Below are 10277 nucleotides of genomic sequence, written 5' to 3'. Positions count from 1 at the left end.
GCGAAGAGCGTGTTCGGGCCGTGGATCTCCAGGGTGCAGTCGGCCGGCGAGCAAGGTTTATGCGCACGCGCGTAGGGCCGCTTCGGTGCGGCTGCGCAGAGGCGTGATGGCCGGCTGCTCGCGAAGAGCGTGTTCGGGCCGTGGATCTCCAGGGTGCAGTCGGCCGGCGAGCAAGGTTTATGCGCACGCGCGTAGGGCCGCTTCGGTGCGGCTGCGCGGAGGCGTGATGGTCGGCTGCTCGCGGACAGGGTGTTCTGGCCGCGGGGCTTCAGGCAGCCGTCGGCTGGTGACCAGGGTTCACGCGCATGTGCGTACGGCCGCTTCGGTGCGGCTGTGCGGTCTCAGTTCCGCACCGCAACTTCTCCTGGAGGCGTGATGGCCGGCCATGTCGCACCGTTCACGGTGCACTTCGATGACCTCGATCCGATGGGGATCGTGCACAACGCGCGTTACGCCGTTTTCCTCGAACGGGCGCTGTCGCAGTGGTGGGGCGAGCGGGGCGTCTCGTTCGACGGGGGGCGGCCCTCGTCGCCGGATGCGATGCACGCGGTCGCTGAGTACGCGATTTCGTATCGGGCGCCGGTTCGCGGTACCGGCGAAATCGGTGTGCATTTTTGGATCGAGACGTTGGGCGAAAGCAGCGCGGTGTACGGGTTCAGGATCCTGTCTCCGGATGGCGGGACGGTGCACGCTGAGGGGCGCCGGGTCAACGTGAAGCTCGATCCACGTACGCTGCGCCCGGCGCCGTGGACCGACGAGGCGCGTGTGTTGTGCCGGCCGCTGCTGGCGGTCGATGCGGAAGAGGTTGCGCAACGGCGGTGAGGGCCCGGCTTCCGGCAGACCTGCGAAGGCACGCTGGTCGGCGCTGCAGGTCGTGGATCGCGTTGCGGGTCGTGGATCGCGTTGCGGGGGTGTCGGGCCGAGCGGCTGCTGGCGGTCGATGCGGAAGAGGTTGCGCAACGGCGGTGAGGGCCCGTCTTCCGGCAGACCTGCGAAGGTGGGTGGGCCGGCGTGGCGGGGTGTCGGCTACTGGCGGTGGGTGCGGAAGAAGTCGCGTAGCAGGGCGGAGGACTCGGCCTCGAGTACTCCGGCGATGACCTCTGGGCGGTGCGTGAGCCGTCGGTCGCGCAGCATGTCCCATAGTGAGCCGGCGGCGCCCGTCTTTGGCTCCCACGCACCGAAGACGACCCGGCCGACGCGGGCGAGCACGATCGCGCCCGCGCACATGGTGCACGGCTCGACGGTGACTACCAGGGTGCAGTTCTCGAGGCGCCAGCCGCTGGAACCGGCCGAGCGGCGCATGGCCAACATCTCGGCGTGTGCGGTCGGGTCGCCGGTCAGTTCGCGCTCGTTGTGGGCAGCGCCTAGTTCGGCCCCGTCGGGGCCCAGTAGCACCGCCCCGATCGGGACGTCGTCGCCGGCGGCGGCGGCCACCTCGAGGGCCCGCCGCATCGCCGGTTCCCAGCGGCGCATCAAACTGGCCATCCGCGCATCAGCGTGACCGGGGCGTGCATGAACGTGACCGGGGCGTGCACCAGCGTGACCTGAGCGTGCACCAACGTGGCCCAGGCGCGCATCGACGTGATCGGACCGGGCAACCGAGTGACCAGGCCGCGCAGCCGAGATGACCGGCCGCGGATCGACCTGACCGGGCTGGGCATCGATGTGGTCGGGCTGCGCATCAGAGTGGCCGGGCGCGCATCAGGCCTCGCGAAGTTCCTCGATCTCGTCGCCGGCCCCGATGGCCTGGCAGATCTCGGCGGTGAGGTCGGCCGGGAGCATGCCCTCCTGGGCGCACAGCTCGACGAGCCGGCCGCCCGGCATCCCCAGGTCGGCGAGCAGCTCCGGGTCGCCGGCCGGCTCGATGTCGGCCTCCGCCTTGGGGCGCTCGTCCTCCTCTTCGTCCTCGTCGTCCGGCTCATCGTCGTCGTCGGCGTCGGCGATCTCGGGCACCTGTTCCTCGATGTCGCCCAGGAGGATCGCGCCCAGGCGTGACTCCTCGGCGAACACCTGGTCAGAGCCGAAGACGCGCAGGTCCTCGCCCTCGTCGAGGCGGAGGATCACCAGGTAGGCATCGTCGGACTCGACGAAGAGCAGCGATACGGACGCCTCCGGGTCGGTGTCCCGTAGGCGATCGGTGATCTCTTCGATGTCGGCGACGCCACTGAGGTCGAGTTCGGCTGCGGCCCAGCCCTCAGCGCCGCGCGTGACAGCGGCAGCGAAGTGCGACACGGTCCCCCCGGTCGGTGCTCGTCGGTACGCGTGAACACTATTCGAGCGGGTTGCCTGTTGGCGGCAAAGGGCCCCGGCTTTCGCCTCGGCGAGTCGTCTGAATCTTTGTGATCCGGGCCGCCCGGGCCGACCGGATCAGCCCGCGATGCGTCGACGGGTGGCGATGAGCTCGCGCAGGCGGTCGGCGCGCAGTCGGCGAGGATGGAGCCGCTCGCGGAGCGCCTTGGCATCCGCGATTTCGACCAGCAGCGCGAGCCGCCGGCGGCGCCGCTCGGGATCGAGCCGCTGCAGCCTCAAAGCCATGGTGCGAGAGTGATCCTCGCCGCAACCCACGTCAAGAGGCGGCTTCCTACCAGAGCAGCCAGTCACCGCCGGCGAGACGGTATGCGACGAGAATGCCCGCGATCGCCACCGCGACGCCGCTCGACGCGGCCACGCCGACCGCGGCGCCCCGGTCGCCGAAGCGGGCCAGGATCGCGGCCGCGCCCCAGGCGACGAAGCCGGCGATGAGGCTCACCCAGACGTATGAACGGGCCGAGCCGTTGAAGATCAGCCCGAACAGCAGCATCCACGCCGCGCCCGCGGCCCCGCCGATGGCGACCGACTGGCCACGGACGGGCAGGGGCTCGCGGTAGGTCGGGCGGGGCTGACTGACCTTGAACACCGGCGGTCGCAGCGCGCCCTGCCAGGTGCCCATGGTCGCGGCCGGAGTGGGCGGCCGTGACGTCGGCGGCTGGGCGCTCAGGCGCGGCGGGGGCCCGACCATCGGCGGCCCCATGGCGCCGGGCCAGGCTCCCGGCGCGGCGGTCGCCTGCGCCTGGCCGCCTGCGGAACCGCCGGGCTCCTTCCACTGCGACTCGCTCACATTTGCAGCTTAGCCCGGGAGTTCAGCCAAAGACGGCCAGGCGTTTCGAGCTCGCCCGGCCGTCCCCCACGACTGCGCCCCGGACCACCGTCCGCCACAAAGCCAAATCGCCGCTGAGCCCGAAGGCCAGACCACCGCTCGGCCCGGGGCCGAGACCAGGACAAGGCCGGAAACTCAGCCGAAGACGGCGATGCGCTTCCAGCTGGACCCGGCGACCATCGTGAACTCGCCCCCGGCCACGACCTGCCGCAGCGGCTCGCTGGGCGTCAGCGTGCGCACCCCGACAACCCCGTTGGCCTGTGGCGCCCAGTCCAGCAGCCGCCCCGCCCCGTCAACCGCGGCCAGCTTCACCCGCGGCAACGAGCCGTCAGTGCAGGCGCCCTGGTTGCCGTTCTTGGTGGTCTTGCAAGCCCGGTCGAAGTGCCCGCCGATGTACGCCACACTGCCGAGCGCCGTCACGGCCTGCACGTCACCGTCGAAGACCCGAATCCAGTGCTGCTTCCCGGCCGGTCCATAGGCGGCAGCGCGGCCGCCCGTGCCACCCATCCCGGCGTACACGGTGCCGTCGCTGCCGACCGCGATCGCGAGCACAGGTGCGGGCGGCCGCGGCAGGAAGCCTTTGTCGAGAGCACCGGTGACGGGGTCGACGGCGGTGAGGCGGGGCGTGTTGGCGACGTTGGCGGTCCGGTGGAAGTCGCCGCCGAGGTACACCCGGCCGGTGGTCACCGCGAGCGCCTCCACGGCGTTGTCGGTCGCCGGGGCCCAGCGGGGATCGAGTGCGCCCGTGGTGGTGTCGAACGCCGCGAGGTTGGTCCGCTTCGCGGAGTCGACCTGGGTGAAGCGGCCGCCGACGTACAGCCGCCCGCCCCCGACCCCAAGCGTCGCCGGCGAGCCGGTGATCGCGTGGCTGAACCCATCGACCGCACCCGTACTCGCGTCCAGCTTGGCCAGCGAGTCGCGCTTCGCACCGGCAATGCGCGAAAAGTCACCAGCCGCATACACAGAGTTACCATCGGTGGCCAGGGCGCGGACGGTGTCATCCGCGGCCGGGGCCCAGTCCAGCAGGGCTCCGGTGCGGGCGTTGAAGGCGGCGAGGCGGGCCCGCGGGATGGAGCGGCCATTGACGATCGCGTTGCCGAAGGTACCCCCGACATACACGGTTTCGCCCAGGTAGGCGGTGGTGTAGACGGTGCCGTCGAACTGCGGCGAGCGCAGTGGACTGCGCTGGATGCCGGCCGCACTCGCGATGCCCCCGGAGAGGACGGCGACGACCGTGACGGCGGCCGCCACAAAAGGGATAACACGCATGGAAGCACGGTAACGGGATGTAATTACCGAAACGCAGCAATAGGTACGCGTAAGTCGTTCGGCGGGCGTCCCGAGCCGAACGGGTGACCGGGTGGTGTGCGAGAGTTCCGCAGTGCGTGATGCGACGTTGAACGTGGCGGTGATCGGCCTCGGGTTGATCGGCGGTTCGCTCCTGCGGGCGCTCGCGGCGCACGGGCACCGAGTGAGCGGCTATGACGCCGACCCGGCGACCAGGGCCACCGCGCGCACGGCCGCGGCCCAGGCCCCCGCCAACGCGCGCTGGCACGTGACCGGCTCCATCTCCGACGCCGTCCGCGACGCCGAGCTGGCCGTGGTCGCGGTGCCGCTGCCGGCCGTGGGGTCGGTCTTCGACGAGCTGGCCTCGCTCGGATACGTCGGCGTCGTCACCGACGTCACCTCGGTCAAGGGCCCGGTCCGCGACCTCGCCGCCGACCGGCTGCGCACGGGCGGGCAGGCGCTCGCCACGTTCATCGGCGGCCACCCGATGGCGGGCCGGGAGACGTCGGGCTTCACCGCCGCCGATCCCCGGCTGTTCAACGGCTGCGCCTGGGTGCTCTGCCTCACCGAGGACGGCGCCGGCCTGCGGGACTGGGTCGACCTTGCGGCGCTGATCACCGGGCTCGGGGCCCGGGTCGTGCCGGCCACCGCGGACGAGCACGACGCCGCCACCGCCGCTATCTCACACGTGCCGCACCTGGTCGCCGCGGCCGTGGCCGCCCTGATCTCCAGCGACCCCCTGGCCGGGACACTGGGGGCGGGATCTTTCCGCGACGGCACCCGTGTCGCCGCCTCCCGCCCCGAGCTCACGGCCGCGATGTGCGGGGGCAACGCACCGGCGGTCGGCCGCGCCCTGGACGCCGTCCTCGCCGACCTGGCCGCGGCCCGGGCCGCACTGGACGGTTCCGATCCGATCGGTGCGCTCATCCCGTGGCTCACCCCCGGCCACAACGCCCGCCTGGCCTGGCCGCCGGAGCCGGGCGAGTCGGCCGACCTGCCCGCCCGCGCCGACGTCCTCCTGCGCCTGGGCCGCGTCGGCGGCTGGATCGAGTCCGTCTCAGCCGACCGCAAAACCATCCGCGCCGTCCGCCCTGCCTAAACGCGCAGCTCAGCCGGTGCGAAGGCCATCCGCGCCGTCCGCCCTGCCTAAACGCGCAGCTCAGCCGACCGCAAAACCAACCGCGCCGTCGCCCTGCCTAAACGCGCAGCTCAGCCGGTGCGAAGGCCATCCGCGCCGTCCGCCCGGCCGGAGAAGACCCGGCGGTCGGTCACCACCGCGGTGACCAGGTCGGCCGGAGTGACGTCAAAGGCTGGATTGATGGCCTCGGTTCCTTCGGGCGCAGTGGTACCCGCAACCTCCGCGGAACCCCGATCCTCGATCTCCACCTCCGCGCCGGACGGTGTCGCGAGATCGACCGTGGACTCCGGCGCCACGCAGATGAACGGAATGCCGGCCGCCTTCGCGCCGAGCGCGTGGGCGTAGGAGCCGATCTTGTTCACCACGTCGCCGTTCGCGCAGATCCGGTCGGCGCCGAGAATCACCGCGTCGACCTCGCCGCGGGCCATCAGGAACGGGCCGGCGGAGTCGACGGCGAGCCGGTGCGGAATGCCGGCCCGGCGCAGCTCCCACGTGGTGAGCCGGGCGCCCTGCAGGAGCGGGCGGGTCTCGCTGGCAATGACGCCGCCGAGGGTTTCGCGACGGTACAACTCAAAGACGACGGCCAATGCTGTGCCGTCCACGACCGTGGCCAGGCCGCCGGTGTTGCAATGTGTCAGCAGCCGGGCGCCCGGTCCGCAGAGTTTCTCGACGAGGTCGGCCCCGAGCCGCGCCATCGCTTTCGAACTGGCGATTTCCTCGTCCCGGATCCGCAGCGCCTCGCCGAGCACCGCATCGAAGGACGGCAACAGCGCCGCCGTTCGCCGCACGCCCCGGGCCAGGTTCACCGCCGTCGGCCGGGCCGATTCCAGCCGGTGTACCGCCTGCTCCAGCTCCGCCGGATCGGCATGCTGTTTCGCCGCGAGCGCGACCCCCAGCGCTCCCGCGACGCCGATGGCCGGAGCCCCGCGCACGCTGAGTCGCTGAATCGCCGCGACCAGGTCAGCGACCGTTTCCAGGCGCAGGTAGACCTCCTGGCCCGGGAGCCGGGTCTGATCCACGAGGACGACGGCACCGTCAATCCAGTCAATCGCGTGCATCAATCACTCACACCCTCTTGTCGCCCGATGGAATTCATCCTTTCAGATCTCCGGCGCTCGGCCCGACCCGGTTTTACGGCGGCATTCGGTCAGTCCGGACTCGGTTTCCGGCTCGGTTTGCGCGAAAGTGCCGGCCGCGGACGTCGACGCGCGTACATTCGGTTTTCATGAGCTCCGCACTGGTGCTCGCGGCGGTCCCCATTGTGCTGGCCGCGGGTTTGTTCGCGTTGATGAAGGTCCCGACGAATCTCCAGCTGACGGTCACCGACAGCGCGCTCGTCATCGAGCCGCAGGGTCTGGACCGCCTGTGGACCAGGCGCGACCGCATTGAAATACCACTGGCGGTGGTCGCCTCCATCCGCATCGCCCCCCGCTCCGAGGCCCCGCCGCTGCCGGTGCGCCACAACGCCGTGCACCGCAACGGCCTGCACCTCGACGGCATCATCACGGCCGGCACGCACGGCGACACGTTCTGGGACGTCCGCCGCGGCGACCAGCTCCTCATCATCCAGTGCCGCCCCGGTGCCGAACTGGGCGCGCTGGTCCTGCAGTTCGCCAACCCCTTCGCGACCCTGACCCGCACGCGAACGGTACTCGCCCCGCACCGCGCCTCCCGCACCTGAACCGACCGCAAAGGCCGCACAGAATCCGGATGGCAGAGACCGCCCAGGATCCGGATGGCAGAGACCACCCAGGATTCGGGTGGCAGAGGTCGCGCACGATCCGGGTGCAGAGGTCGCCCAGGATCCGGGCGCCGGCAGCGAAGGACCGCCAGGCCCACGGGCTCGGCGGTCTCGGTTCAGCCGCCGGTGGTCTCGCCGATCTTCTCGGCGCCGAGCGTCTCCATGAGCAGGCGCAGGGCGGCTTCCTCGCTGGTCTCGCGGACCTCCGAGGCGTCGTCCAGCAGCTCGTCCCCCGGATCGAGGCCGGGGAAGCGCGGGTCGGTGACCGGCGAGTCGTACTCGGGGTCGAACGGCGGCTCGTCCGCACCCGTCCCGGCCCAGGCCGAGTCGCTCCCGCCACGACCACCGGCCGGTGCGCTCGGCGCGGCCGCCGGCCGGGCCGGTGCCGGGGTCGCGGGTCCGGCGTTGGCGCCCGCACCGCGCCGACCGGCACCACCACCGGCTCCGGCGGCGGCCCGGCTGGCCGCTTCCCGAGCCTTCTCGATGGCGCTGGACGCGGCGGAGCGCGGCTGGGCCGGAGCGTTCCCGGCAAATGCGGACGAACTGGACGAGACGGGCGGCGCCGGCGGGGCCGCGACGACCGGAGCCGGCGGAGAAACGGCCGCCGGCGCGACGGCCGCTGGGGCCGCGACGGGCCGTACAGCCTCAAGCGGCGCAGCTGGAGCGGAAGCAGTGAAAGCCGAACCAACCGAAGCTGACGCAACCGAAGAACTCGTCGCCAAAGCCGAGACCGGAGCCGCCGGAGCCGCCGGAGCCGCCGGAGCCGAGGCCGGTGTCGGCGATGGGGCCGAGCCGCCGGGACTGGCGGGGGTCGGCCAGTCCGAGTCAGCGTCGGCGCCCGCCGCGCCACCCGGGACCGCCGCCACCGGCCACCCATCGTCCTCAACCAAGGGGGCCGATGGAGCAGGCGGCTGAGCGGAGGCGTGCTGGGCAGAGGCGTGCTGGGCCCCGGCCGGCTGCGGAGCACTCTGCGGCCGAGCCTGCTGCGGAGCGCTGTAGGCCTGGCCGCCGCCCCCGTTCGCGGGCCCGGCCACCGAAGCCGGTCCAGCGGCCGACGCCGGTCCGGCCGCCGAAGGCGCGGGAGCCGGTGGACCCGAGGGCTGCGGAGTGGGCTTCGGCGGCGCGGGCCGGTTGCCGCCGCCCCCACCCCCAGGCTGGCCGCCGACCTCGCAACGCACCTGCCAGCGCCCGCCCAGCAGCTCCTGCAACGCCTTCAGGAGCACGTCGGGCGAGGCGTTGAGCATGTCGGCGTGGGTCGAGTATTTGAACCCGAGCACCAACGTCGTGCCCTCGACGGCCTGCACCGTCGCCTCGCGGATGATCGCGCCGGCCTTCTTGCTCTTGTCGTTCACCAGGGCCAGCAGGTCGGGCCACACCCGCCGGATCGCATCGGCGTCCAGCCCGCCTCCACCGCCACCGGCACCCACATGAGCAGGCGGCGGCGCCGAAACCGGCGGTGCGGACACGGGCGGCGCGGAAACCGGCGGCGTCGAAACGGGCGGAGCCGAAACCGGTTGCGGCGGCGTGCTCTCGGCCCACGTGGCCGGCGGCGCGGCGGGAGCAACGGGCGCCGCCGGAGCCGCGCTCGGACGAGCTTCCCGGATGTAGTCCATCCCGCGGGCGGGCTCCGCAGCCACCGCGGCGGCCGGCGGAGCGGGCGTCGGCGCGGGGACTGGCGTGACGACCGGAGCGAGCGCCGGCGCGGCCACCGGAGAAGCGACCGGAGCCGCGGCCGGGGCCGGAACGCCCCCGGCCTGCAAGCGCCGCTCCATCCGCTCCAGCCGCTGCAGCAGCGCCGAGCTCGAGTCGTCCGCGCCCGGCAGGAGCATGCGGGCGGTGATCAGCTCCAGCAGCAGCCGCGGTGCCGTGGTGCCGCGCATCTCGGTCAGGCCGTTGTGGACGATGTCGGCATAGCGGGACAGGGTGGCCTGGCCCAGCTGGTTTGCCTGGGCGCCCATCCGGTCGAGCTGGTCCTGGGGTGCGTCCAGCAGGCCCTTGCTGACCGCGTCCGGCACCTGCTGCAGGACGATCAGGTCGCGCAGGCGCTCCAGGAGGTCGGAGGCGAAGCGGCGCGGGTCGTGGCCGGCCTCGACCACGCGGTCGATCACGCCGTAGGCGCCGCGGCCGTCGTCGGCGGCGAGGGACTCGCACATCTCGTCGAGGAGGGCGCCGTCGGTGACGCCGAGCAGGGCGACGGCGCGGCTGTAGGTGACGCCGTCCTCGCCCGCACCGGCGATCAGCTGGTCGAGCACGGAGAGGGTGTCGCGGGCGGAGCCGGCGCCGGCCCGCACGACCAGTGGGAAGACGGCGGGCTCGACCTTCACGCCCTCGGTGGCGGTCAGCTGCTCGATGTAGGGCCGCAGGGCGCCCGGTGGAATCAGCCGGAAGGGGTAGTGGTGGGTCCGGGACTTGATGGTGCCGAGGACCTTCTCCGGCTCCGTCGTCGCGAACACGAACTTGACGTATTCCGGCGGCTCTTCCACGAGCTTGAGCAGCGCGTTGAAGCCGGCCGAGGAGACCATGTGGGCCTCGTCGATGACGTAGACCTTGAAGCGGCTGGAGACCGGGGCGAAGAAGGCCCGCTCGCGCAGGTCGCGGGCGTCGTCGACGCCGCCGTGGCTGGCCGCGTCGATCTCGATGACGTCGATCGAGCCGGAGCCGTCGGGCGCGAGGTCACGGCAGGACTGGCACTCGCCGCACGGGTCCGGGGTCGGGCCGCGCTCACAGTTGAGCGACCGGGCCAGGATGCGGGCACTACTGGTCTTGCCGCAGCCGCGCGGGCCGGAGAAGAGATACGCATGGTTGAGCCGCCCGGAGCGCAGCGCCTGCGACAGCGGCTCGGTGACGTGCTCCTGGCCGATGACCTCGGCGAACGTGCGGGGCCGGTACTTGCGGTAGAGCGCGAGCGCCACCAGCGGTCCTCCGTTCCGAGTAGAGCCGGGACCACCGTACTCCCGGGCACCGACATTTTTCGG

Annotated in this window: 10 protein-coding genes; 3 read left to right on the top strand and 7 right to left on the bottom strand. The window is 72.3% G+C overall.

Features of this window, described 5'->3' with window-relative positions; genetic code table 11:
• Nucleotides 1-375: 375 nt before the first annotated feature.
• Entirely contained in the window at nucleotides 376-822 is a 447-nt protein-coding gene (locus ACIA8L_RS39800; protein WP_395912813.1) for an acyl-CoA thioesterase, read from the top strand.
• A 204-nt stretch (nucleotides 823-1026) separates the two neighbouring features.
• On the opposite strand, the gene ACIA8L_RS39795 is transcribed toward ACIA8L_RS39800, so the two are convergent.
• The 5 genes from ACIA8L_RS39795 to ACIA8L_RS39775 all read right to left on the bottom strand — a co-directional run bounded on the left by ACIA8L_RS39795 (nucleotide 1027) and on the right by ACIA8L_RS39775 (nucleotide 4405).
• Complete coding sequence (locus ACIA8L_RS39795) at nucleotides 1027-1452, bottom strand: nucleoside deaminase (RefSeq protein WP_395912890.1); 426 nt, start codon at nucleotides 1450-1452, stop codon at nucleotides 1027-1029.
• A gap of 249 nt (nucleotides 1453-1701) precedes the next feature.
• Nucleotides 1702-2232: a tRNA adenosine deaminase-associated protein gene (locus ACIA8L_RS39790; RefSeq protein WP_395912811.1), complete on the bottom strand. Its 531-nt coding sequence runs from the start codon at nucleotides 2230-2232 to the stop codon at nucleotides 1702-1704.
• Nucleotides 2233-2367: 135 nt separating this feature from the next.
• Nucleotides 2368-2535 carry a hypothetical protein gene (locus ACIA8L_RS39785; RefSeq protein ID WP_395912809.1) on the bottom strand — a complete coding sequence of 56 codons (168 nt, stop codon included), beginning with the start codon at nucleotides 2533-2535 and terminating at the stop codon, nucleotides 2368-2370.
• A 46-nt stretch (nucleotides 2536-2581) separates the two neighbouring features.
• Nucleotides 2582-3097 (bottom strand): hypothetical protein, encoded by a 516-nt coding sequence (locus ACIA8L_RS39780; protein ID WP_395912807.1) that lies wholly within the window; start codon nucleotides 3095-3097, stop codon nucleotides 2582-2584.
• 174 nt (nucleotides 3098-3271) lie between these two features.
• A complete protein-coding gene (locus ACIA8L_RS39775) occupies nucleotides 3272-4405 on the bottom strand; it encodes a hypothetical protein (RefSeq protein WP_395912805.1) in 1134 nt (377 codons plus the stop codon).
• Between the two features lie 112 nt (nucleotides 4406-4517).
• Between ACIA8L_RS39775 and ACIA8L_RS39770 the strand changes: the two genes are divergently transcribed.
• Nucleotides 4518-5522 carry a prephenate dehydrogenase/arogenate dehydrogenase family protein gene (locus tag ACIA8L_RS39770; protein WP_395912803.1) on the top strand — a complete coding sequence of 335 codons (1005 nt, stop codon included), beginning with the start codon at nucleotides 4518-4520 and terminating at the stop codon, nucleotides 5520-5522.
• A 110-nt stretch (nucleotides 5523-5632) separates the two neighbouring features.
• On the opposite strand, the gene mtnA is transcribed toward ACIA8L_RS39770, so the two are convergent.
• Nucleotides 5633-6619, bottom strand: coding sequence for an S-methyl-5-thioribose-1-phosphate isomerase (mtnA, locus tag ACIA8L_RS39765; RefSeq protein WP_395912801.1), 987 nt, complete (start codon nucleotides 6617-6619; stop codon nucleotides 5633-5635).
• Between the two features lie 167 nt (nucleotides 6620-6786).
• Here mtnA and ACIA8L_RS39760 point away from each other — a divergent pair, with 167 nt between their 5' ends.
• Nucleotides 6787-7242 carry a hypothetical protein gene (locus ACIA8L_RS39760; RefSeq protein WP_395912799.1) on the top strand — a complete coding sequence of 152 codons (456 nt, stop codon included), beginning with the start codon at nucleotides 6787-6789 and terminating at the stop codon, nucleotides 7240-7242.
• Nucleotides 7243-7418: 176 nt separating this feature from the next.
• Here the strand turns inward: ACIA8L_RS39760 and ACIA8L_RS39755 are convergent, their stop codons facing one another.
• Nucleotides 7419-10214 carry a DNA polymerase III subunit gamma and tau gene (locus ACIA8L_RS39755; protein ID WP_395912797.1) on the bottom strand — a complete coding sequence of 932 codons (2796 nt, stop codon included), beginning with the start codon at nucleotides 10212-10214 and terminating at the stop codon, nucleotides 7419-7421.
• Nucleotides 10215-10277 lie beyond the last annotated feature (63 nt).

Origin of the sequence: Dactylosporangium sp. NPDC051541 (assembly GCF_044454505.1) — a bacterium.
Classification (GTDB): domain Bacteria; phylum Actinomycetota; class Actinomycetes; order Mycobacteriales; family Micromonosporaceae; genus Dactylosporangium.
Note: the sequence above shows the minus strand (reverse complement) of the source record. Positions and strands in the feature narration are given on the sequence as shown.